This window comes from Enterobacter chuandaensis (assembly GCF_003594915.1).
Classification (GTDB): domain Bacteria; phylum Pseudomonadota; class Gammaproteobacteria; order Enterobacterales; family Enterobacteriaceae; genus Enterobacter; species Enterobacter chuandaensis.
Window position 1 is genome coordinate 156,697 of record NZ_QZCS01000004.1, and the last position, 23,722, is coordinate 180,418.

The window sequence follows — 23,722 nt, forward strand, 5'->3', positions numbered from 1 at the left end:
TGCAAAGTGTGGGTATTCAACGTAAGGAAAAGAAATGAATACCTCACTGCAAATCAAAAACCTCACCCGGGACGATATTCTCACCCATCTTGATGCGCTGGCCGGGATCCTTGAAAACTGCGTCAAGGGCGGCGCGTCGGTCAGTTTCATGTTGCCATTTAGCCTCGCTAAGGCGCGCGCTTTCTGGTGCGGCATCGCTGAAAGCGTAGGGCGGAATAAACGCGTTGTGCTTGCCAGTATTGATCCACTGCTGGGCGTGATGGGTACGGTGCAGCTGATTACCGACCAGCCGGAAAACCAGCCGCATCGTGCAGATGTGGCGAAGCTTCTTGTGCATGAAAATGCACGTCGTAAAGGCGCCGCAATGGCGCTGATGGAAGCGCTTGAAGCTGAGGCCCGGGCCAGGAACATTTCGGTTCTGGTTCTCGATACTTCCACCGGTAGCGGGGCTGAAACTTTTTACCAGCGGGCTGGCTGGCAAAAAGTGGGTGAGATCCCACGCTATGCCCTGATGCCGGACGGTGCGATGACGGCCACCTCCGTGTTCTATAAATTCTTATAAATATTTTCACAACCACGCAATGGATTGATCGAAACAGGGTTCCTGGTCGTAAAGTTTTGGTAAGTTATCGTACCAATCTTATCAGGCTGTATGACTAATCATAAAAGGAACCCATTGTGAACACGCTCAACCGTCGTGATTTCCCCGGTGCGCAGTATCCCGACCGCATCATTCAGTTTGGTGAAGGCAATTTCCTGCGTGCGTTTGTCGACTGGCAAATTGACCTGTTAAACGAACATACCGATCTCAATGCCGGCGTGGTTATCGTTCGACCTATTCAAAGTGATTTCCCGCCGTCGCTGAGTACCCAGGATGGTCTTTATACCACCATCATTCGCGGCCTGAACGAGCAGGGCGAGGCGGTGAGCGAGAGCCGCGTCATCCGCTCCGTTAACCGGGAGATTAGCGTCTACAGCCAGTATGATGCGTTCCTGAAACTGGCTCACAACACAGATATGCGCTTTGTATTCTCGAACACGACCGAAGCAGGGATCGGCTATCACGCGGGGGATAAGTTCGAAGATGCCCCGGCTGTGAGCTATCCGGCGAAACTGACGCGCCTGCTGTTTGAGCGTTTTAGCCACTTCAACGGTGCGCCGGACAAGGGCTGGATAATCATCCCCTGTGAGCTTATCGACTACAACGGTGATGCGCTGCGTGAACTCGTCCTGCGTTATGCTCGCGAGTGGGCGCTACCTGCTGTTTTTATCCAGTGGCTTAACGAGGCAAACCACTTCTGCTCAACGCTGGTTGACCGTATCGTGACAGGTTACCCGCGCGACGAAGTGGACACGCTTGAGGCTGAGCTGGGCTATCACGACGGTTTCCTGGACACGGCTGAACATTTCTATCTGTTTGTGATTCAGGGGCCAGCCTCACTTGCTCATGAACTGCGCCTGGATAAGTACCCGTTAAACGTGCTGATTGTCGACGACATCAAGCCTTATAAAGAGCGCAAAGTTGCCATTCTCAACGGTGCGCACACGGCTCTGGTGCCGGTGGCCTATCAGGCCGGGCTGGATACCGTAGGCGAGGCGATGAACGATGAAGACGTATGCGCCTTCGTCGAAAAAGCGATTTATGAAGAAATTATTCCGGTTCTCGATTTGCCGCGTGACGAGCTGGAATCTTTCGCCAGTGCGGTTACCGGGCGTTTTCGTAACCCTTACATCAGACACCAGCTGCTTTCCATTGCGCTCAACGGCATGACTAAGTACCGCACGCGTATTCTGCCGCAGCTGCTGGCAGGGCAGCAGGCAACAGGTCAACTGCCAGCGCGTCTGACGTTTGCGTTAGCAGCACTGATCGCGTTTTATCGCGCGGAGCGTAACGGAGATAACTACCCGGTGCAGGATGATGCGTTCTGGCTGGAACGTTATCAACAGCTCTGGGCCCGGCATCGAGACCAGCAGTTGAGTACCCATGACCTGGTGCAGTCGGTACTGAGCGTGCGCGAGCACTGGGAACAGGATCTGACGCAGGTGAATGGTCTGGTTGACCAGGTGACGCGGGATCTTGATACCATTCTGCTAAAGGGGATGCGCGCAGCGGTCAAACCGCTTTGCTGATAACGTGACCCGGCTTCGGCCGGGTTTAAATACAACCTCATTAGTTACAACATACTATCCCCTTTACTCTTTAAAAATCCATGCAGCACCGTGCGCTTTTCGCTATTCAGGTGAGAAAATGCAATGTCCCGTTAACAAGCTTGCAACTGTGAGGGGGATCACGTTTAATAGCCACGCTCTTTTCTTGCCTGAAACTCACTATGATTGTTCGTCCTAAACAGCACTGGCTACAACTGATTTTTGTCTGGCACGGTTCGGTACTTCCCAAGATTTACACCCGACTGCTGCTCAACTTCCTGCTTTCTATTGCCGTTATCCTGATGCTGCCGTGGTATACCTCGCTGGGCATCAAATTTACCGTGGCACCATTTAGCATTCTCGGCGTGGCGATCGCGATCTTTCTGGGTTTCAGAAACAATGCCTGTTATTCACGCTACGTTGAGGCTCGCCAGCTGTGGGGGCAACTGATGATAGCGGCACGCTCGCTGTTTCGCGAGGTAAAAAACACCTTGCCTGACGATAAGCACCTGGGCGAGTTTGTCCGCCTGCAGATCGCCTTTGCTCACTGCCTGCGCATGACTCTGCGCCGGGACACCCGCGCCGATCGGCTGGCGCCTTATCTCACTCCTGATGATTTACGCAAAGTGATGGATGCCAACTCGCCGGCGAACCGTATTTTACTGATCATGGGGGAGTGGCTGGCCGTGCGGCGGCGTAACGGACAGCTTTCGGACATCCTGTTCCACAGCCTGAACAACCGTCTGAACGATATGTCCATCGTCCTTTCCGGCTGTGAACGTATTGCGACAACGCCCGTACCGTTTGCCTATACGCTGATTTTGCACCGCACGGTGTATCTCTTCTGCATCATGCTGCCGTTCGCGCTGGTCGTTGACCTGCACTATATGACGCCGTTCGTCTCAGCCCTGATCTCTTACACCTTTATCTCGCTGGACACCCTGGCGGAAGAGCTGGAAGACCCGTTTGGGACAGAAGATAACGACCTGCCGCTGGACGCCATCTGCAACATGATGGAACGCGATCTGCTGCAGATGAACGATGAAGAGAACATTCCCGAAAGAATGATGCCGGATAAGTATTATCAGCTGACCTGACGGGCGTTCCATTCGTCTCGGGTGATCTCCCACAGCTCGGAGTCCAGCATCCCGCTGACGTAGGCTTTCTTTTCCGTTCGGATAAGCCGCATGCCGCTACTGTCTGAAATACGACGGGAGCGGCTGTTAGCGGCGGCCTTCGGGGCACGTAAAACCGGTTTGTTCAGGGTGTTAAACCAGTAATCCGTCGCCGCAATGCTGGCCTCGCGCATATATCCCTGTCCCTGAAACTCCGGCGCCAGCCAGAATCCGCGGTTGTTATCGTCAACGTCGTACAAACAGATAATGCCCATCAACGCATCCGGCACCTCACGACGTCGGATGCTCCAGAACCAGGCAATCCCTTTTGCCATATCCGGCAGCGCGACGTTATTCACATAGTTTTCTGCGCCGTTTTCCGGGTAGGGCCAGGGCACGGAAGAGACCATATAGCGGACAATCTCCCAGCGCGGATAAAGCTTTTGAATCTGAACCGCATCTTCGGCAACCAGCGGTTTCAGCAGGAGGCGTTCTGTCGTGAGGGTCGGTATTTTCATCTGCGGATCTCCTTATTTAAGCGTTATGTTTTTGTTTGCGTTCTGGTATTTTCACTTCTATCACATTCTATATACGTTCTGGTCTCTATCCGAAGCGCTTTCCAACCGGACCGGTTCAGGTTGAGCTCACACGTCAACTTGGATAAGTGATTACAAGTGCCGCGGAACTAGCAGGGAGAGAGGTGAAATGACGTTACGAAAAGCTAAGCCATCTGAAGCCGAAATACTCTGGAATATTCGCAATCAGGCGATTCGTCACGGCTGCAAAACCAGCTACGAGGCTGACGTGATTGCACGCTGGACGCCGGATCTGATGCCCGAGCATTACCGCCAAATGGTCATTGAATATCCTTTTTACGTGGTGGAAGACGAGAAGGGCGTGATTGCGGCAACCGGTTATCTGGATCTTGATACACATTGCCTTGAGGCCATATTCACCTTGCCCGCAGCCACCGGAAAAGGCATGGCGTCCCGAATTATTGAGGCGCTTATACACGAGGCGCGCAGCCACGGCATAACCCGCCTGAGGTTAGATGCAACGCCTAACGCCCAGACCTTTTATCAGAAGCTGGGGTTCGTGACGCTACGCGAAAACTATCATCACTCGCGTATGGCGGGGGCTGATTTACGCTGTTTTGAAATGGCAATCGACTTGTAATGTGAGGAACGCATGGCTGTCACGGTAAGATCTCTACACGAAGACGACTATTCCCAGTGGCGACCGCTGTGGGATGGCTACACCCATTTTTATGATTGCTACCTCGAGGAGTCCGTTACCGCATCGACATGGGAAAGGGCGCTCTCAGCGCATTCTCCGATGTTCTGCCGCGTGGTAGAGAAAGACGCAAAGGTCATCGGTTTCGCAATGTGTGTTCTGCACGAAGGAACCTGGTCAACCGCACCCATCTGCTACCTGGAAGATCTGTTTGTTGATGCCGCCGAACGCGGTGCTGGAGCAGGAAAAGCGCTCATCGATGCCCTGATAGCGGAAGGAAAGCGCGAAGGGTGGTCAAAGCTCTACTGGGTCACCCGGGAGAACAATCCGGCGCGTAAACTCTATGACCAATACGGTGACGCTGACGACTACGTCCGCTATCGTCTCTCTCTTTAAGGCAAAAACGCCTGTGTTTGTATCACACTGTATCTGTATTCCGGATACATACACAGGCTTGCAATAAAGTCGTTTCCGCACATATCCGCTATACATTGCGGTGTTGATATATCCCCGTGAATTGTACTCAACCGGAGATATCAACATGTTCAGCAAACTTGCTTACTCAACTCTCGCACTGACCGTTTCTCTTGGAACCGTAATGTCCTGTCAGGCCGAAGTCACCGGCACAAATTTCGCGGCAGCCTTTGATCACCCGCAGCAAATTAATGCCGGCGATCTTAACGTCGGGTATGTCGACATCGGTCCGAAAGACGGCCAGCCGGTCATTTTATTACACGGCTGGCCCTACGATATTCACAGCTACGCCGACGTCGCGCCCGCACTGGCGGCAAAAGGCTACCGCGTAATTGTGCCTTCTCTGCGCGGCTACGGCACTACGCGTTTCCTGTCAGCCAAAACGCCGCGCAACGGCCAGCCTTCCGCAATGGCGAAAGATATTGTGAACCTGATGGATGCCCTGAACATTAAACAGGCCGTGTTCGCAGGATACGACTGGGGTGCCCGCACCGCGGATATCGTTGCGGCATTATGGCCAGAGCGCGTTAAGTCACTCGTTTCGGTGAGTGGTTATCTCATCAGCAGTCAGCAGATCGGTAAACAGCCGTTGCCGCCAAAAGCGGAGCAGCAGTGGTGGTATCAGTTCTATTTCGCCACAGAACGCGGTGCTGAAGGCTATGCTAAAAACACCCATGACTTCGCGCGTTTGATCTGGTCTCAGGCCTCGCCGGACTGGAAATTTAGCGACGCAGTTTTTAACGCCAGCGCCAAATCCCTTGATAACCCGGACCACGTCGCGGTGACGCTCAGTAACTATCGCTGGCGGTTAGGGCTGGAAAAAGGCGAGCGCAAGTACGATGCCTACGAGCAAAAACTGGCCACGCTGCCAAATATCACCGTACCGACAATCACCATCGAAGGCGGAAACAACGGTGCGCCGCATCCGGCACCGCAGGCCTACGCGGGTAAATTCACCGGTAAGTATGAACACCGTACCTTCGGCGCAGCCGTGGGGCACAATCCGCCTCAGGAAGATCCGCAGGATTTCGTCAAGGCAGTTGTTGACGCTGACAAACTCTGAAATGTGCTATTTTCAGTACGTTACCCTTCGGTCTGGAGAGTTCGGTGGAGCATATTGATCATATCCTTGTCGTCGATGACGACAGGGATATTCGTGAACTGATTATCGACTATCTCGTCAAGTCCGGTTATCGCGCCTCTGGCGCGGCAAACGGCAAAGAGATGCGCGTCGTGCTGGATAAACAGCATATCGACCTGGTGGTGCTGGACGTGATGATGCCCGGGGACGATGGTCTTACATTGTGCAGGCAGCTACGCAGCGGTAAACACAAAGATTTGCCCATCCTGATGCTGACGGCACGCAACGAGGAGACGGACAGGATCCTGGGTCTGGAAATGGGGGCCGATGATTACGTCGTGAAGCCTTTTGTCGCGCGGGAATTGCTGGCGCGTATCAAAGCCATTTTACGGCGTTTTCGCACGATGCCGCCCAATTTACAGGTCACGGAGGCAGGGCGGCTGGTGATGTTCGGGGAATGGCAGCTCGATACCGTTGCCCGTCACCTGATCGACCCGGAAGGAGTTATTGTGGCGCTCAGCGGGGCGGAGTATCGCCTGCTGCGCGTTTTCCTTGACCATCCTCAGCGCGTATTGACCCGCGATCAGCTGCTCAACCTGACGCAGGGGCGCGACGCCGAGCTGTTTGAACGCTCAATCGACCTTCTGGTTAGCCGGGTCCGTCAGCGGCTGAATGAAGATGCCCGCACGCCCGCGTATATTAAAACCGTGCGCAGCGAGGGCTACGTATTTACCATGCCGGTTACTATCAAAGAGGCCAACGAATGACACTCTGGCCACGCTCTCTGCTGGCCCGCCTGCTGATCATTGTGCTTCCCGGCCTGTTGCTGGCCAACGCCCTGAGCCTGACGCTGGTCATGATTGAACGCATGCACAGCGCACGCACGGTGATGCTCGGTAATCTGGAATACGATGTCGCAACCAGCGTGGCCATTTTAGACCGCTTGCCGGCCAATGAACGTGCGGCCTGGCTGCCGCGCCTCGAACGGGGCAATTATCGTTACATCCTCGGTCCAGGGGAACCCGGCAACGCGCCGACGGACAAGCGTTCGCGGGACGCCATCCGTACCTTAAAAGCGACGCTCGAAGCACAGTACCCGCTCAGCTTCACCGCTGTTCCCGGGCCCATTTCGCACATTCAGGCGCACCTTAGGTTACGCGACGGCGCGCCGTTGACCATTGACCTGATCCCACGCATGCCGCCGGTCGCCAGCTGGCTACCCGTTGTCCTTATCCTGCAGCTGTTGTTGCTTGCGGCCTGCTCCTGGATCGCCGTGCGGCAGGTGATTCGGCCTTTTTCGCAATTCACCCGCGCGGTTGACTCTCTGGACCCGGCGGCCAGCACGCCGATGACGGAAAAGGGGCCGCTGGAGGTGCAAAGGGCCGCCCATGCCTTCAACGCGATGCAGGCGCGTATCCAGTCTTATCTCAGGGAGCGGGCGCAGATTCTGGCCTCCATTTCGCACGATCTGCAGACGCCGATCACCCGCATGAAGCTGCGCGTCGAAATGGCGGAGCAGCCTGAACTTCGCGACAAGCTCTTAAACGATCTTGATAATATGTCGCGCCTGGTGCGGGAGGGTATAGCGTATGCCCGGTCATCAGAATCCCTGGAAGAGACCTCGCTGAAGCTGGAACTGAACGCCTGGATCAACAGCATCGCCTGCGATTATCAGGACATCGGAAAAAACGTGCAGTTTCAGGCAGGCGAGACCCGTATACCCATTGTGACGCGGCCGCAGGCGCTTCGTCGGGTGATGACCAACCTGCTGGATAACGCCCTGAAATTTGGCGACTACGCCACCATTACCATTGATGACTCGACTACCGGAGAGGTGGTGATTCACATTATGGACGGCGGGCCGGGAATACCGGATGCCGAGCTGGAGGCGGTATTACAGCCGTTTTATCGGGTAGAAACATCACGCAACCGCGACACCGGCGGGACAGGACTCGGCCTGGCGATCGCTGCGCAGCTCACCGCTCAGCTGGACGGAAAGCTAAAGCTGGCGAACCGCGCACAGGGCGGGCTGGACGTTTCGATTACTCTCCCGCGCCGTTAATTGTACGGTTCTGTATCTTCGCGCATGGGCGATACAGAGCCAGACAAAACCCACGCTTTTACACATATCCTGAACACATCCGTACGTTGAAATAGCCTCACTGCAGCGTCGCAGGACTTGTATTGTGAGGTGTCTATGTTTCTGATAATTGCTTTCCTGGGCGGGATGATAAGCCTGCTCAGTCCATGTACGCTCCCGGTTATTCCTCTTCTGTTCGCCGGTTTTCAGGGGCAGCGGCGACACATTCTGGCGCTGCTCGCGGGGATGATCGTCATGTTCACCCTGGTGGCGATGGCCGTCACCGTTGCCAGCGAGTGGATAGCAGAGGCAACTATCGTCGGGCGCTGGATCGCGCTTATCGTCCTGGCCACGGCCGCGCTGGCGTTAATTTTTCCCTCCTTCGCCCAGCGCATCGCCGGGCCTGCGGTCAGCGCGGGAAATCTCCTGAATAGCCGAAGCGGTAAGACGCGCGGTATGGTTTCCGCTTTTCTGGCCGGTCTGGCGGTCGGGCTGCTCTGGTCTCCCTGCGCGGGGCCTATTCTTGGCGCCATTTTCAGCATCAATATTGCAGGGCATTCAGCCATCGCCACCGGGGCGTTGCTGGCCGCCTACGGTAGCGGCTGCGCGCTGATGCTCGGCCTGCTGGTTCTCGGTGGCCGCACGCTGATGGCACCGCTGAGAGCAAAATCTTCGCTGATGGAAAGGTTACGTCAGGCCGCGGGCGTGGCGATGTTAGCGGCTGTCGTCGTTAATGCCACCGGAATGACCTCGGCTCTGAAAGGCGCAAACGGCGTGGCGGATCGCCTTGAAACCACGCTGCTGAACCTGGCAAAACCGGTCAATCAACCGGCGAAGCTCCAGCCGGTCGTTATGACCGAGCCCAGCAGTCAGCTGCCTTCGTTAAGCGGTGGAACGGGGTGGGTAAACGGTGACCCTGTCACGTCTGAAGCATTGCGAGGGAAGGTGGTTCTGATCGATTTTTGGACATGGGACTGCATTAACTGCCAGCATACGCTTCCACACGTGCGTGACTGGGCGACAACGTACCAGTCTCAGGGGCTGGTCGTCATCGGTGTTCACACGCCGGAATACCCCTGGGAAAAACCGATCGCCTCGGTGAAAAATGCGGTTAATAAATGGCAGCTGCCGTACCGGGTCGTAACGGATAACAATTACCAGATCTGGAACGCTTTCGGCAACCAGTACTGGCCCGCGCACTACTATTTCGATGCTAAAGGGCAGCTCCGCTATACCTCATTTGGCGAAGGAAATTATGAGCAGCAGGAAAAGGTTATCCAGCAGCTGCTCAAAGAAGCCCGTTCATAGCCCCGTTCAGGGCTGACGCTGAGCCACCATAAACAGCCGTGGAAAAGCCAGCAGTATCTGCCCGTTTTCCTGGAGCGGATACTGCTCTTCCAGCAGTTCATGGTAGCGTTCCAGGAATCGATGCTGCTCGCTCTCGTTCAGTTCCTGGAGCCACGGGCGCAAACCGGTGGCGCTTACCCAGTCAATAATGGCCTGGTGGGAGCGCATTTTATGGAAATAGGTTGTCCGCCAGATATCCACTTCGCAACCGGCCTCCGACAAAATATCGTAATAGGCATGTACGCCAGGCAGCGGTTCGCGGCCACGGTCCGGGTAGCCTTGCTCAAGGGCCACTTCACGCATCGCGACATGCGTGGGCTCAAGCCAGTTGTCCGGCATCTGGATCGCCAGCACGCCATTGAGCGTGAGCAGTGACACCAGGTGCGGCAGGAGATCGTAATGGTCAGGGATCCACTGTAGCGATGCGTTCGCATAGATGAGTTTCAACGGCTGGCCTGGCTTGTACTGGCGGATATCAGCCTCAACAAAGTGGCAGTCGGGCAGCGCATTACGTGCCTCTTCCAGCATCGCCGGTGAGTTATCGACCCCGGTGATCTGCGATGACGGCCAGCGGTGCCGCAACAGCGCGGTGCTGTTTCCCGGCCCACAGCCCAAATCGGCGATGGTGCCGACGTCACTCAGTGGAATTCTGGCAAGCAGCTCGGCGGCAGGGCGCGTTCGTTCAGCGCCGTATTGCAGATAAAGAGAAGGGTTCCAGTCGGCCATCTTCAGATCTCCGTTTTGCGTGTTTCAGGAAGGATAGCACAGGCCGACACCTGCACCGGAACAGGCGTCGGGCAGGTTACAGAATGCCTTTCAGAGCAACGTGATAGAGCAGCATGATGGTTTTTCCGTCGACGATTTTACCCGTATCAATTCCCCGCAATGCCTCTTCAAAGGGCATTTCCAGCACGTCGATATCTTCTCCCTCCGCTTTGATACCGCCGCCTGCGCTGGTTTTGTCCTTCGGCTGATACTCGGCAATATAGAAATAGAGTTTCTCCGTGACGGAGCCTGGGCTCATGTAGGCTTCAAAGATTTTCTGCACGCTCGACACCTTAAACCCGGTCTCTTCTTCCGCTTCAGCCTTAATGCGACTTTCCGGATCCATGTTATCGAGCAAACCGGCCGCCGCCTCAATCAGATCGTCCTCATGGCCATTAATGAACACCGGAAAGCGGAACTGGCGGGTCAGAATCACCGTTTTTTGGTCACGGTTGTAGAGCAGGATCGTGGCACCGTTCCCGCGGTCATAAACTTCACGCGTTTGCCGCTGCCATTCGCCATCGCGTCTCTGCAGGTCAAAGGTATATTTTTTAAGTAAGTACCAGTTATCGGACAGGGTTTCACTGTCAATGATGCGCACATCTGCACGTTTTGATTGCACGTTTCGTCCTCCTTACGTAGAGTAACTATCAATATCAGCATTAACGTGCAGTTTCAAGATTAAACATGCAAGATCAGGAATCCAGGATGCTCACCAGTCAGCGAAAACAGTTAATCCTTGAAAAGCTCGGCGCCGAAGGTCAGGTCCAGTCAAAAGCGCTCAGCATTCTCTTCGACGTCTCTGAAGACACCATCCGACGCGATTTGCGCGAGCTGGCAGCAGAAGGGCGTTTACAGCGGGTTCACGGCGGCGCGCTGCCGTCGTCTTCCGCTATTGTGCCTTTCGCGGAACGACAGTCCGTTAAAATGGATGCCAAAAGAAAGGTGGCGCAGAAGGGAGCGCAGCTGATTTCTTCAGGCCAGGTGGTGATCGTTGACGGTGGAACGACCACCTCAGAACTGATCGCCTTTTTACCGCATGACCTGCGCATTACCGTGGTGACGCACAGTCCGAGCATTGCCCTGGGGCTTGTTAATCATCCTTTTATTGAGGTGATTCTGATCGGCGGCCGTTTGTATAAACACTCGATTGTCGCCGTCGGCGCGGCGGCCATCGAAGGTATCGAAAATATTCATGCGGATCTGTTCTTTATGGGCGTGACCGGCATCCATCCGGAAGCAGGCCTGACGACCGGAGATTTCGAAGAGGCGAACATCAAACGTGCATTTTCCGGCAGAGCCGCCGAGACGGTTGTCCTGGCGTCGCCGGAAAAAATAAATACGGCGTCATCATTTGTGATTGGCGATGTGGCACTGGCGAATACGATTGTGGTTGAAGGCGATACCGATCAAGGCTGGATTACGGCAGTATCGGAAAAAGGGGTATCGGTCGTATTGGCTAACGCGTGAGCCAGCCAGAAACTGGCTGGCGCGGGCGCCGTTAAGCCTGAGGAATGCTTTCAAGCGTGGTATAAATCGTGAGGCCGTGTTTCCGGGCAACCTCTATGTCCATATCCGCGCCCTGAGACGCGCCGGCAATACGATAAATCGCATCGCATTTTGCGATAAGCCGGTGTGCAACGGGATACAGCATCGATTCTGCAATTTCATCGCCAACCGACGTCGAGCCCGCGGCCTTCGCCAGTGGAAGCGCCAGCCATTCACCAATCACCGGAACGTGGCCGCGCTGGTAAACGGCTAATGCAGCTCGTTCAAGACGGGCAAGATTTTCATCAATGCGGGCCTGAATGCCATCGGTACCGCTTCGATAGGGGCCAGCAATCAAAATCAACTGTTGCGTCATATCCACCTCGTTAAGTGTTTTTGCATGAAGTTGCAGGTTTGTGTGTCATATCACGAGGATGATAATCGGCATTATCGTGCAGTATCAAGCATAATCAGGCAGGCGGGTGAAATCTCGCTACACAGCAGACCGTTTACTCCCAACTAATGTCCAACGAAGGTAATCATAGAGCCAGTTAAAGAGCATCGTGTATGGCAGGAAAAACAGCACAAGGCCAATCTCGACAAAAAATGCCTCTGCGATCGTTAAATTCAGCATGAACATGGCCACAGGGATCAAGGTGACGATAAGGCCCGTTTCAAACCCAACCGCATGGATGGTGCGAACGAGGAACGTTCGTTGAAACTGATGTTTTTTCTGCAGGGAGTCAAAGAGCTTATTGAAGATAAAATTCCAGACTGTTGCGGTAAGTGCGGATATCACGGACAACGAACCGGACTGGAGTACCGAAACGTTCATCAGCCATGCAAGAGACAGAGCGATGATAACGTTAGCCGTCACTTCAAAAATGACAGCGTGGAAAATCCTTTCTTTGAAGCTTTTATCGAGTTCAATTTCCATAAGTCTACAGCAGCGGTGGTCAAAGCCTGGAGTATATCAAACGTCTTTTAACCTTATATAAACGTAGAAGTTGGTAGCCAGCAAGCTTTCAATGACCAGGGCAATCATGGCTGTAGAAAGGCAGATTTTGCCAAATCTTACATTGGTGCGCATAATGTATATTATGTTAAATACGATATTGAAGCCACATATCTATACCGGCCTAAATCCAACAAGTCATTAATTTCTGCCCTCCCGTTGCAACCTGATAAAAATCCCGCCATACCCTGGCGGGATTCATGCTCATTATCCCAGACGCGATATCCTTGACCTCGCCTCGTCAAGATGTGCGCGTAATGCCGTCACGCATGGTGCAAAGCTGGCAGAGAAATGTTCGCAACCGCTGACTAAAGTAAAAAAGCGTTCAGCCAGTTCCAGAGCTTCATGCCAGATCTCTCCCTCTATTGCATCAAGTAGCGATGCCGGGCGAAGCGTATTCACGATCTCACCACCTGACTTCGGCGCGAATCCCATGGGCAGAACGTCATAGGCTGGCGCAAGATGATATGGACGACCATGCGCACTGATGAAAGACAGATTACCGTGGTGCATGTCGGTATTGCCAATCAGCATACCAAACGCCCAGAGTCGTGCTGTTCCGGCCACTGCATCAGGATGAACGCAGCCCTGCTTAACCAGCTCATTAACCAGAACAGGCCACGCCTCTCTCGCACGGCCAACAAACTCAGCCTCAAGAGCCCGCAAAGAAAAAAGCCCCTTACGCCCAAGCAGGCCTGTGCGATCGAACCGCGGGATTTCAAGAAAACGCCGTCCACCGAAATCAAATACCTCTGTTTCGACACCAAGAACGTTTAAAGCAAGATGTTCGGCGAGCAACAAATCTCGCCAGCGCTCGCTGATGGGATTTTCGTCCGCGGCTGTAAATTTGACTATGACGTGGCCACGTTCTGTATAGGTGCAAAATTTTGGTTGTTCGCCGCCAGCAGACGAACCCGGTACATCTCCGGAACTCACGGCCAGAGCCAACGACGGATATGCCGTGGCCCTGTCCACTGCAACAGGCGACGGCATATCCACAAAATGGTTTCGTGCCTGTTCTCCTATTAACAGATTTCCAACCGCATCGTGCCCATGCGCCAGCAAGGCCCTGATAACATCAGAGTCACTCCAGATCTCTGGATTTGCCGGCAGGCCAAGTTCGGATGAAAATCGGGATGCATACGCGCGACCAAGATATCCCTGAGGCCGCATATCAAACAACCACCACGGCAGCCCGTCGCTATGGAGACAGACATTGTCCGTTTGTTCCATCACAAATCCATCTGGATAAACCGGAATGAGCCGTCCCAGCGGTTTGACCTTCCCCTCTTCAGTTATGCGATATATGGGGGCCGAACTGAACCCACGAAACGGGTCTCGCAGCACATAGTGAATAGATGGACCGGCGCCAACGCGTACAACCTCATCACCCAGTGCTTTTATCGCTCTGGAGATGGTTGGCTGACTAATCCCCATAACATCAGTAAGTTGCCTCACTGATGTTGGGCCTTGCCTCAGCAACTGTCGTATCGTTTCGGACCGGTTTGTCATGAAGATGAATCACTTTATGAATAGGTAATTGAATAGCTAATTTATCAGCTAATGTTTACCCTGTCATCTTCAGGAAATGCTGTCATTTTTCTCTGCCTGCGCAACCAAATTAACTTATACGCCGCCGGAATAATAAACAGCGACAGCAGCGGCGCCGTAATCATTCCGCCAATCATGGGTGCCGCTATCCGGCTCATGACTTCCGACCCTGCCCCCGTCCCCCAGAGTATCGGCAACAGGCCAGCAATAATCACCGCCACGGTCATCGCCTTTGGCCGCACGCGCAGCACGGCGCCATGATAAAGCGCGTCATCAAGCCCCTTTTCGGTGAACGTGCCCCGATGGAACAATACCGAATTCGCCTCAATGGCATGACGCAAATACATCAGCATGACGACCCCGAACTCAGCCGCCACACCGGCCAGGGCGATAAATCCGGTGCCGGTCGCGACCGACATATGGAAGCCCTGCCAGTACAGGAACCAGATGCCACCGACCAGGGCAAACGGCAGACTCATCAGGATCAGCAACGCCTCATCCACGCGCCGGAAGGCCAGATAAAGCAGTATGAAAATGATCATCACCGTCATCGGCACCATCAGCTTCAGCTTCTTGTTGGCGTGCTCGAGCAGTTCAAACTGCCCGGAGAATGACACGCTGGTCCCCGGTTTCAGCTTCACGTTCTGACTGATAGCCGTCTTAATGTCGTTCACCACCGACACCATATCCCTGCCCCGCGCATCGATGTAAATCCAGCTGGCAGGCCGCGCATTCTCCGTTTTCAACATGGTCGGGCCAGAAACGACCTTAATATCAGCCACATCCCCCAGCGTGATCTGCTGCTTCATCGGTGTCAGAATCGGCATCTCTCTCAACGTCTGCGGGCTGTTCCGGTAGTCCTGCGGGTAACGAATGTTTATCGGGTACCGGGCCACACCCTCTACCGTTTCCCCCATCGTCGCGCCGCCGATGGCCGAGGAGACAAACAGCTGCACGTCACCCACCGTCATCCCGTAGCGGGACGCTTTTTCCCGGTTGATATCAATATCAATGTAGCGCCCGCCCTCCAGACGTTCAGCCAGGGCTGACACCACGCCCGGCACGGTTTTCGCTACCGCCTCGATGCTTTGCGCCGTCGCGTCGATATCAGACAAAACGGTACCGGACACCTTGATACCTATCGGGCTTTTGATCCCGGTTGAGAGCATATCAATGCGGTTTCGAATAGGCGGCACCCAGAGATTTGCCAGGCCGGGCAAACGAACGGTTTTATCCAGCTCGTCAACGATCTTGTCCATCGTCATGCCTGGCCGCCATTGATCCTCCGGCTTAAGCTGAATGGTGGTTTCCACCATTTCGAGCGGTGCGGAATCCGTTGCCGTTTCCGCCTTACCGGTCTTGCCAAAAACAGAGGCCACCTCGGGCACGGTTTTGATGAGTTTGTCCGTGGTCTGCAATAGCGCAGCAGCTTCTGCCGGCGACACGCCGGGTAACGTGGACGGCATATACAGCAGATCGCCCTCGTTGATCTTCGGCAGAAACTCGCCGCCCACCTGGCTTAAGGGCCAGATCACCGTAAGGATAGATAAAGCGGCAACGAACAGCGTTGTTTTGGGCCAGTGCAGCACCCGAACCAGCAGCGGATGATAAGCTTTAATCAGCAGTCTGTTCAGCGGGTTGCTGGTCTCGGCGGGAATTTTTCCCCGGATCCAGAATCCCATCAGAATCGGAATCACAATGATGGCCAGCGCGGCTGCACCCGCCATGGAGTACGTTTTGGTAAAGGCCAGTGGACCAAACAGCCGCCCTTCTTGTCCCTCCAGGGTAAAGATGGGAATGAACGACAAGGTAATAATCAGCAGGCTGATAAACAGCGCGGGCCCCACTTCCACAGAGGCGTTAGTGATCACCTTCCAGCGAGTAACATTATCAATCTCTTCTCCCGGATGCTGGTGATCCCACTCTTCCAGCCGTTTATGCGCGTTTTCAATCATCACGATGGCAGCATCCACCATCGCCCCGACGGCAATGGCGATCCCGCCCAGCGACATAATGTTGGCGTTCAGCCCCTGGAAATGCATGACGATAAAGGCAATACACAGGCCAAGCGGCAGAGAAACAATCGCCACCAGCGCGGAGCGGACGTGCCAGAGAAACAGCGCGCAGACGATGGCCACCACAATGAACTCTTCGAGGAGTTTGTAGCTCAGGTTATCAATAGAACGGTCAATTAACTGGCTGCGATCGTAGGTTGTGACAATCTCAACGCCCTCCGGCAGGCTGGCCTTCAGCGTGTTGAGTTTATCTTTCACCGCAGTGATAACGTCGCGTGCGTTTTTGCCAGAGCGCAGGATCACCACGCCACCCGCCACTTCCCCCTGCCCGTTCAGCTCGGCAATGCCGCGCCGCATTTCCGGCCCCGTTTGTACGCGGGCGACGTCGCGGAGATAAACCGGAACCCCGTTCTCGCCGGTTTTCAGGACGATGTTATTGAAATCATCCAGCGCCTGTAGATAACCGCTGGCGCGGACCATATACTCCGCTTCCGCCATTTCAACCGACGATCCCCCTGCTTCCTGGTTCGACGATTCAAGCGCCTGCTTAACCTCCGGCAGGCTGATGCCGAACTGAGTCAGCTTTAGCGGATCTACCTGAATCTGATATTGCTTAACCACACCGCCCACCGACGCGACCTCGGCCACATTCGGGATGGTTTTCAGCTCAAATTTCAGGAACCAGTCCTGCAATGAACGCAATTCGGCGAGATCGTGTTTTCCGCTGCGATCCACCAGCGCATACTCAAATATCCAGCCCACGCCCGTGGCATCAGGGCCGATTTCAGAGCTCACCCCGGCAGGCAGTTTGCCCTGAACCTGATTCAGGTACTCCAGCACGCGCGAACGGGCCCAGTAGAGATCGGTGCCATCTTCAAATATGACGTACACATACGAATCGCCAAACTGGGAAAAACCTCGCACGGTCTTTGCGCCGGGAACCGACAGCATGGTGGTCGTGAGCGGATAGGTGACCTGGTTTTCAACAATCTGCGGGGCCTGGCCGGGATAGCTTGTTTTGATAATCACCTGAACATCAGACAGATCCGGCAAGGCATCGACCGGGGTGTTGATGATGGTCCATGTCCCCCAGACGCTGAGGAACAGCGCCCCCAGCATGACCAGGAAACGGTTGGCGACCGATCGCCGGATAATCCATTCAATCATCATCCTCTCCTTAATGGCCGGAATGCGCGTCGTCAGCGGTGTCAGTCTGACGCATACGCTCCAGCGCGCCGGTAATATTGGCCTCCGAGTCAATCAGGAACAGGCCGCTGACCACCACCGACTCCCCTTCTTCCAGCCCGCTACCAATACCGGACAGCTGCTGAGATTCATGCAAAACGTGGATCGGTTTCGGCACAAAGCGCCCGTCAGCATTAACGGTAATCACTCGCTGTTCTTTACCGGTATCAATCACGGCCTGTGACGGGATGAGCAGCATCTCCTGGCTTTGCGTATTCAGCTTCAGGTACGCGTTCATGCCCGGCTTCAGCAGTTCGTCCTTATTAGAAACCTGCAGACGCACCTGCAGCGTACGGGTGGTTTGATCCACGCTCGGCAGAAGACTCCATTTCTCCACCGGGAAAGATTTATCCGGCCAGGCCGGTATCGAAACAGCAAACTGTGAGGTATCTTTCAGCAGATATGCGACAGACTCAGGCACCGCCGCGCTGATCCAGACCGGATCCATGCCCTGAATTTGCGCCACCACCTTATCTTTGGAAATATTCATTCCGGTACGCAGATCGAATGCCGTGATCACCCCGTCGATGGGAGCCTTAATGGTAAAACGGGTCTGGATGGTGCGGGTCGCGCGCAGTCTCTGAATATCGTCGTCCGGCATACCGGCCAGCCGCAGCCGTTCAAGCACCCCTTTAATCTGCGTGGGCGTACCGCCGGTGCCGGATAACAGTAAAAATTCACTCTGCGCTTCTACCCAGTCCGGGATAGTCATATCAACGAGCGGCGTACCTTTCTTCACGCGATCGCCGGTCGTCAATGGATATACTTTCTCAACGAACCCTTCCGCACGGGCCTGCACAATAACAAACTGATAGTCGTTATAGCTGACGTTAGCCGGGATCGTCTGGGCATAATTCAGCGTTCCGCGCGTCACCTTTTGCGTTTTTAAACCCAGGTTCTGAACCTGGGTCGGGTCAATACGTATCCCGGCACTGCTTTTATTCTCGTTTTCATCCGCATATTTCGGCACCAGGTCCATATCCATAAACGGGGATTTACCGGGCTTATCAAATTTAACGTCTGGCTTCATCGGGTCATACCAGAACAGCACCTTTCTTTCTGTCGCGCTATTTTCCGTTTTTTCAGATGAATGAAAAGCCTGCCATGCCGTCACGGATATCAGCCCTCCTGCAATAAGGCTGCAGAGTATGATGGCAGCATATTTTATGTTTAATGAGGCCATGCCGTATCTCGCCTATTTAATGCTCTTGAGTAAAGAGATATTTCCCTGCTGAACAAAGGTAAAATCGACCGGGCTGCCAGGCTTCAGCGCGTTAATACTCTCGTCAGCCTTGATGAACGTGAAGCGCATGGTCATTGCAGGCCAGTCGACCGCCGGGATAGCGTCATGAGAAATGGTGATTTTTTTATTCGTAAGATCGATCGCTTTTACGACACCCTTACCGTGGATAATTTGCTCTGAAGCCGCGTCGCTGGCGGCACTCATCCCCTCGTGCTGATGAACCTCAGCCTGGAGGGTGGCAGAAAACATCACGGCGATTGCGCCGAACGCAACGGCTTTAAGTGAATTACGCATTTTTATTTTCCTCTTTGATTAATTTATTCGACCCAACCACCACCCAGCGCAGTGAAGAGATTAATTTCATTCACCTGACGGGCATAAATAAGGTCGAGAATAGTTTGCTGCGTGGAAAAAAGAGAACGTTCCGCATCGAGCACGTCGATATAGCTAACGGCACCGCCGGAATATAATCCTCTGGCACGCTGTACAGTAATATGCAGTGAAGCAAGATACCGCTGCTGCGCGTCAATTTGCTGGTTAATACTGTCCCGCAGCGCAAGCGCGTCCGCGACCTGTTTGAAGGCGGACTGAATTTTTTGCTCATAATTCACCACCGATTGCTGCTGGCGAATTTCCGCTAATTTCAGGTTGGCGTTATTCCTGCCCGCATTAAAGATGGGGATCTCAATTTTAGGGATAAAATTCCACATTCCGCTTCCCGTGGTGAACAGGCTTGATAATTCCGTACTGCCTGTTGAAAGCCCGCTGGTCAGTGAAATGGACGGGAAAAAGGCCGCGCGCGCTGCGCCAATATTCGCATCAGCCGCTTTTAGCTGATACTCCGCCTCCATAATATCCGGGCGCTGCAGCAGGATTTCTGATGAAAGATGAGGCGGCAGTTTTACCGGCGTAATATCCCGGGCATTCATTCCGCCATCATCCGGCAATGCGCGATAGGTTCCCAGGACCAGATGCAGGGCGTTACTGGCCTGCGCCAGTTCCCCCTCTCTTTTGGCGATCTCTGCCTGGGTACTTTCAATCTGGCCACGGGCCTGCTCCAGCGCCAGAACGTTCGTACTGCCCGTCACCAGCTGCCGCTCAACGAAAGCATAAGACTGCCGGTAATTTTTCAGGGTATCCCGTGCAATACGCAGCTGTTTAAACGCCAGCTGCTGATTGAAATAGCTTTGCGACACGTTTGCGATGAGCAAAATATGCACCGCGCGACGCGCTTCTTCACTGGCGAAATAGTTTTGCCGGTCGGCCTCGCTCATGTTTCTGAGCCTGCCGAAAAAGTCGAGATCGTAGCTAAGCGCCAGGCCCGCGTCATACTCCTGCGCGGTGGGTTTGTCACTTTTCAGCCCGCCGCGGTAGGTAATACCCGAGGAGGCATTCAACTGAGGATAACGATCCGCATCCGTCACGTTGAACTGCGCCCGGGCCTCTTCGACCTTCAGGGCGGCCATTTTTATATCGCGGTTGTTCTTCAGGGCTTCTGTAATCAGCCCCGCAACCTGAGGATCGGCAAAAAAGTGACGCCAGCCAGTGTCCTGATAGCCTGAAGCCGCGGGCATCAGGCCGTTGCGGGAAAGCGAAAACTGCCGGGGTACCGGTGATGCGGGCCGCTGGTACTCGGGGGCCAGCGAGACGCAGCCTGCAAGGATAAATACCGTACTGATGCTTAGTCGTTTTAACAGGAACATAACGCTTCTCGTCCAGAGTTTGACGAGGGCTACTCTACGGAACGCATCCTGTTTGACGGGTGACAGGATAATGACAATGTTGTCATCTTTAACGTATGTCATTGTTAATGATCGCGGGCACAATAGAATGTCCTCAGCAGCCAGCCTGGGGAGCAAGATGAAATTACTGATCGTTGAAGACGAGATTAAAACCGGTGAGTACCTGAGTAAGGGGCTGACTGAAGCGGGGTTTGTGGTGGATCGCGCGGACAACGGCCTGACCGGCTACCATCTCGCCATGACCGCTGATTATGATTTGCTGATCCTGGATATCATGCTACCCGATGTGAACGGCTGGGATATTGTCCGCATGCTCCGCTCAGCGGGCAAAGGGATGCCCATACTGTTACTCACGGCGCTCGGCACCATTGAACACCGGGTGAAGGGGCTTGAGCTGGGCGCGGACGATTATCTGATTAAGCCGTTTGCCTTTGCGGAGCTGCTCGCCCGGGTCAGGACGCTGTTAAGACGCGGAAATACGGTGATCGCAGAAAGCCAGCTTCAGGCGGCTGACCTGACGGTCGATCTCGTTTCGCGAAAAGTCAGCCGCGCAGGAAACCGGATCCTGCTCACCAGCAAAGAGTTCAGCCTGCTGGAGTTTTTCCTGCGCCACCAGGGAGAAGTGCTGCCCCGCTCGCTGATTGCCTCCCAGGTCTGGGACATGAACTTTGACAGCGACACAAACGCGATTGATGTGGCGGTAAAGAGGCTGCGCGCGAAAATCGATAACGATTTTGAACCGAAGCTGATCCAGACCGTGCGCGGCGTGGGCTATATGCTGGAGGCACCGGATGCGCGCTAAGCTCTTCAGGCGCCCTTTCTCGCTTGCCCTGCGGCTGACCTTCTTTATCAGTCTCTCCACCATCCTGGCCTTTTTCGCCTTTACCTGGTTTATGCTGCAGTCCGTTGAAAAGCATTTCGCCGAGCAGGATATCAGCGACCTGCAACAGATCAGCACCGCGATGCACCGCATCCTGCAGTCTCCGGCCGATCCCGACCAAAAGAAAATCAGCAAGCTTAACGAGTCGATTGCCAGCTACCGCAACGTGGCCGTCCTGCTTCTCGATCCGCAGGGAAATGTCCTTTTCAGCTCGGCGCAAGGGACGGCATTACGCCCCGCGATGAATACGACGGATTTCAATGCACACCGTCGCGCGCAGGAGGTGTTTCTCTGGACGGTCGAAGACTCTGCTGATCCCATGCATGCCGGGTCCGGCATGCAAATGGAAACGTACCGGATTATCGCCTCTTCGGGAACGGTGACGTTGCAGGGTAAAACGCAGGGCTACGTGATGCTGATCGGGCTCTCGATTAATTTTCATCTGCATTACCTCGATGCGCTGAAAAAGAATCTGTTTGCCATTGCCGCAGCGATGAGCCTGCTGATTATTTTTGTCATTCGCGTTGCGGTACGCCAGGGGCATTTGCCCCTGCGCAACGTCAGTACCGCCATTAAAAATATCACCTCGGAGAATCTTGACGCACGCCTGGAGCCCTCGCGCGTGCCCGTTGAGCTGGAACAGCTTGTCATCTCCTTCAACCATATGATTGAAAAGATTGAAGATGTCTTTACCCGACAGGCCAATTTCTCTGCCGATATCGCCCACGAGATCAGAACCCCCATTACCAACCTGGTGACGCAAACCGAAATCGCGCTGAGCCAGAACCGCTCTCAAAAAGAGCTTGAAGACGTTCTGTACTCCAGCCTTGAAGAGTACAACCGGATGACCCGGATGGTCAGCGACATGCTTTTCCTGGCACAGGCGGACAATAATCAGCTGATCCCGGATCGGGTGATGTTTGATTTGCGTGCGGAAGTCATGAAAGTGTTCGATTTCTTCGAAGCCTGGGCCGAAGAACGCAACATCACGCTGAAATGTAACGGGCTGCCGTGCCTGACGGAGGGGGATCCGCAGATGTTCAGAAGAGCGATTAATAATCTGTTATCCAATGCCCTGCGCTATACCCCGGAGGGGAAAACGGTGACCATCTCGCTCAGGGAGCAGGAAAGCGATGTTGAACTGGTGGTGGAGAACCCCGGCACCGCCATCCCGGAAGCACATCTGCCGAGGCTGTTTGACCGTTTCTACCGGGTGGATCCGTCAAGACAGCGTAAAGGCGAAGGCAGCGGAATTGGTCTTGCCATCGTCAAGTCCATCGTTACCGCACACCACGGAAAAATCCGCGTGGAGTCTGACGCGGTATCAACGCGATTCATCCTCAACGTGCCGAAAAAAACTGTTTGAGCGGTCAGCGCACGGCCTGGCATACTTCCAGCACTTTCTCCCTGAGCCACCGGTGGCCCGGGTCCCTTTCCATGCGCGGATGCCACATTTGTGACACTGTAATGCTTCTGGCCTTAAAGGGCAGTTCAAAAACATGCACGTGTTCAGACATCGGCTGATTGAGCAAATAGAGCGCCGGAACCAGCGCAATCAGATCGGACGTCAGCGCCACGGATAGCGCCGTTGGAAAACCGGGCACCACGCTGGCGATTTTGCGTTTCATCCCGCGCTCCGCCAGCGCGTCATCGACAAACCCGTGCAGGGATCCGTCTGGCGAGGCCACCACGTGTCCCCATGAAACATAATCGTCAAGACTAACTGACGACAGCAAGACCAGCGGATGGCCCTGCCGTACTGCGCCAACAAAGCGATCCTGAAAAAGTCTTTGCAGACGTATTTCAGGCCCCATATTGCTCTGCACGCCAATTTCCAGATCAACCAGTCCTTCGCGTAAATAGCGCGACGTTTTCTCAGGTTTCGGCGAGAAACGGATGCACACCCCGGGCGCCGCCTTCGCCACTGCGGCAATGAGCATGGGCCCAAACGCCACCACAAAACCGTCGTTGGCCCTGATGGTGAAGAGGCGCTCCATACGCTCAACATTCAGCGTTTCCGTGGAGGGCAGCAGGACCGCCCTCGCCTCATGCACAGCGCTTCTGGCGCGATCCCGGGTGGCTTCGGCCCAGGGGGTCAGGACCATATGCCGACCGGCCCTCACCAGAATAGGATCGCCGGTCACCTCCCGCAGCCTGTTCAGGGTGCGGCTCATGGCGGAGGTGCTCAGGTTTAAGCGTCGCGCCGCGCCCGCTACGCTGGCCTCAGCCAGCAGGACGTCGAGGGCAACAAGCAGATTAAAATCAGGATCCGACACGATGACTCCTTATATAAGGCGTTG

Annotated in this window: 23 protein-coding genes; 12 read left to right on the forward strand and 11 right to left on the reverse strand. The window is 54.6% G+C overall.

The annotated features are described in order from the left end of the window. Positions 1 to 34 precede the first annotated feature (34 nt). The 3 genes from D5066_RS08360 (at position 35) to D5066_RS08370 (ending at position 3,245) form a co-directional block, all read left to right on the forward strand. Positions 35 to 562 (forward strand): GNAT family N-acetyltransferase, encoded by a 528-nt coding sequence (locus tag D5066_RS08360; protein ID WP_119915635.1) that lies wholly within the window; start codon positions 35 to 37, stop codon positions 560 to 562. Positions 563 to 678: 116 nt separating this feature from the next. Next, the gene (locus D5066_RS08365; protein WP_119915636.1) at positions 679 to 2,130 is read left to right on the forward strand and encodes a tagaturonate reductase; all 1,452 of its coding nucleotides are present in this window, start codon (positions 679 to 681) and stop codon (positions 2,128 to 2,130) included. Between the two features lie 200 nt (positions 2,131 to 2,330). Next, the gene (locus tag D5066_RS08370; RefSeq protein ID WP_119915637.1) at positions 2,331 to 3,245 is read left to right on the forward strand and encodes a bestrophin family protein; all 915 of its coding nucleotides are present in this window, start codon (positions 2,331 to 2,333) and stop codon (positions 3,243 to 3,245) included. On the opposite strand, the gene D5066_RS08375 is transcribed toward D5066_RS08370, so the two are convergent. Next, on the reverse strand, positions 3,233 to 3,781 hold the full coding sequence (locus D5066_RS08375; RefSeq protein WP_119915638.1) for a GNAT family N-acetyltransferase: 549 nt from the start codon (positions 3,779 to 3,781) through the stop codon (positions 3,233 to 3,235). The two genes, D5066_RS08370 and D5066_RS08375, sit on opposite strands and share 13 nt — an antisense overlap. Before the next feature lie 187 nt (positions 3,782 to 3,968). Between D5066_RS08375 and D5066_RS08380 the strand changes: the two genes are divergently transcribed. The 6 genes from D5066_RS08380 (at position 3,969) to D5066_RS08405 (ending at position 9,439) form a co-directional block, all read left to right on the forward strand. Next, positions 3,969 to 4,439 (forward strand): GNAT family N-acetyltransferase, encoded by a 471-nt coding sequence (locus tag D5066_RS08380; protein WP_119915639.1) that lies wholly within the window; start codon positions 3,969 to 3,971, stop codon positions 4,437 to 4,439. 12 nt (positions 4,440 to 4,451) lie between these two features. Next, complete coding sequence (locus tag D5066_RS08385) at positions 4,452 to 4,892, forward strand: GNAT family N-acetyltransferase (protein WP_119915640.1); 441 nt, start codon at positions 4,452 to 4,454, stop codon at positions 4,890 to 4,892. 145 nt (positions 4,893 to 5,037) lie between these two features. Then, positions 5,038 to 6,033 (forward strand): alpha/beta fold hydrolase, encoded by a 996-nt coding sequence (locus D5066_RS08390; protein ID WP_119915641.1) that lies wholly within the window; start codon positions 5,038 to 5,040, stop codon positions 6,031 to 6,033. Positions 6,034 to 6,077: 44 nt separating this feature from the next. Beyond that, entirely contained in the window at positions 6,078 to 6,818 is a 741-nt protein-coding gene (locus D5066_RS08395; RefSeq protein ID WP_080327080.1) for a response regulator, read from the forward strand. Then, positions 6,815 to 8,113 (forward strand): ATP-binding protein, encoded by a 1,299-nt coding sequence (locus D5066_RS08400; protein WP_119915642.1) that lies wholly within the window; start codon positions 6,815 to 6,817, stop codon positions 8,111 to 8,113. The genes D5066_RS08395 and D5066_RS08400 overlap by 4 nt, the downstream gene beginning before the upstream one ends. Positions 8,114 to 8,248: 135 nt before the next feature. Then, positions 8,249 to 9,439, forward strand: a complete 1,191-nt coding sequence (locus D5066_RS08405; RefSeq protein WP_119915643.1) for a cytochrome c biogenesis protein/redoxin — start codon at positions 8,249 to 8,251, stop codon at positions 9,437 to 9,439. A gap of 6 nt (positions 9,440 to 9,445) precedes the next feature. Here D5066_RS08405 and tam read toward each other — a convergent pair whose 3' ends face one another. Both tam and D5066_RS08415 read right to left on the reverse strand, forming a co-directional pair. Beyond that, complete coding sequence (gene tam, locus D5066_RS08410) at positions 9,446 to 10,204, reverse strand: trans-aconitate 2-methyltransferase (protein WP_119915644.1); 759 nt, start codon at positions 10,202 to 10,204, stop codon at positions 9,446 to 9,448. A 76-nt stretch (positions 10,205 to 10,280) separates the two neighbouring features. Further along, complete coding sequence (locus D5066_RS08415; protein ID WP_119915645.1) at positions 10,281 to 10,865, reverse strand: NUDIX hydrolase; 585 nt, start codon at positions 10,863 to 10,865, stop codon at positions 10,281 to 10,283. A gap of 86 nt (positions 10,866 to 10,951) precedes the next feature. On the opposite strand from D5066_RS08415, the gene D5066_RS08420 reads away from it, so the two are divergent. Then, complete coding sequence (locus tag D5066_RS08420; protein WP_119915646.1) at positions 10,952 to 11,713, forward strand: DeoR/GlpR family DNA-binding transcription regulator; 762 nt, start codon at positions 10,952 to 10,954, stop codon at positions 11,711 to 11,713. 31 nt (positions 11,714 to 11,744) lie between these two features. Here the strand turns inward: D5066_RS08420 and D5066_RS08425 are convergent, their stop codons facing one another. From D5066_RS08425 to D5066_RS08455, 7 genes are all read right to left on the reverse strand, one after another. Further along, on the reverse strand, positions 11,745 to 12,107 hold the full coding sequence (locus D5066_RS08425; RefSeq protein WP_119915647.1) for a TIR domain-containing protein: 363 nt from the start codon (positions 12,105 to 12,107) through the stop codon (positions 11,745 to 11,747). Between the two features lie 117 nt (positions 12,108 to 12,224). After that, on the reverse strand, positions 12,225 to 12,668 hold the full coding sequence (locus tag D5066_RS08430; RefSeq protein ID WP_119915648.1) for a PACE efflux transporter: 444 nt from the start codon (positions 12,666 to 12,668) through the stop codon (positions 12,225 to 12,227). Positions 12,669 to 12,953: 285 nt separating this feature from the next. Further along, positions 12,954 to 14,258 carry a type II toxin-antitoxin system HipA family toxin YjjJ gene (yjjJ, locus tag D5066_RS08435; protein WP_119915649.1) on the reverse strand — a complete coding sequence of 435 codons (1,305 nt, stop codon included), beginning with the start codon at positions 14,256 to 14,258 and terminating at the stop codon, positions 12,954 to 12,956. Positions 14,259 to 14,302: 44 nt separating this feature from the next. After that, the gene (gene silA / locus D5066_RS08440) at positions 14,303 to 17,479 is read right to left on the reverse strand and encodes a Cu(+)/Ag(+) efflux RND transporter permease subunit SilA (RefSeq protein ID WP_119915650.1); all 3,177 of its coding nucleotides are present in this window, start codon (positions 17,477 to 17,479) and stop codon (positions 14,303 to 14,305) included. Positions 17,480 to 17,489: 10 nt separating this feature from the next. Then, the gene (locus tag D5066_RS08445; RefSeq protein WP_119915651.1) at positions 17,490 to 18,740 is read right to left on the reverse strand and encodes an efflux RND transporter periplasmic adaptor subunit; all 1,251 of its coding nucleotides are present in this window, start codon (positions 18,738 to 18,740) and stop codon (positions 17,490 to 17,492) included. A 12-nt stretch (positions 18,741 to 18,752) separates the two neighbouring features. After that, positions 18,753 to 19,094: a cation efflux system protein CusF gene (cusF, locus tag D5066_RS08450; protein WP_119915652.1), complete on the reverse strand. Its 342-nt coding sequence runs from the start codon at positions 19,092 to 19,094 to the stop codon at positions 18,753 to 18,755. 23 nt (positions 19,095 to 19,117) lie between these two features. Continuing rightward, complete coding sequence (locus tag D5066_RS08455; RefSeq protein WP_119915653.1) at positions 19,118 to 20,503, reverse strand: efflux transporter outer membrane subunit; 1,386 nt, start codon at positions 20,501 to 20,503, stop codon at positions 19,118 to 19,120. Between the two features lie 157 nt (positions 20,504 to 20,660). Here D5066_RS08455 and D5066_RS08465 point away from each other — a divergent pair, with 157 nt between their 5' ends. Continuing rightward, positions 20,661 to 21,344, forward strand: coding sequence for a copper/silver response regulator transcription factor (locus tag D5066_RS08465; protein WP_080329131.1), 684 nt, complete (start codon positions 20,661 to 20,663; stop codon positions 21,342 to 21,344). Beyond that, positions 21,334 to 22,788: a Cu(+)/Ag(+) sensor histidine kinase gene (locus D5066_RS08470; protein WP_119915654.1), complete on the forward strand. Its 1,455-nt coding sequence runs from the start codon at positions 21,334 to 21,336 to the stop codon at positions 22,786 to 22,788. The genes D5066_RS08465 and D5066_RS08470 overlap by 11 nt, the downstream gene beginning before the upstream one ends. Before the next feature lie 4 nt (positions 22,789 to 22,792). Here D5066_RS08470 and D5066_RS08475 read toward each other — a convergent pair whose 3' ends face one another. Next, positions 22,793 to 23,698 (reverse strand): LysR family transcriptional regulator, encoded by a 906-nt coding sequence (locus D5066_RS08475; protein ID WP_119915655.1) that lies wholly within the window; start codon positions 23,696 to 23,698, stop codon positions 22,793 to 22,795. Between the last annotated feature and the right edge of the window lie 24 nt (positions 23,699 to 23,722).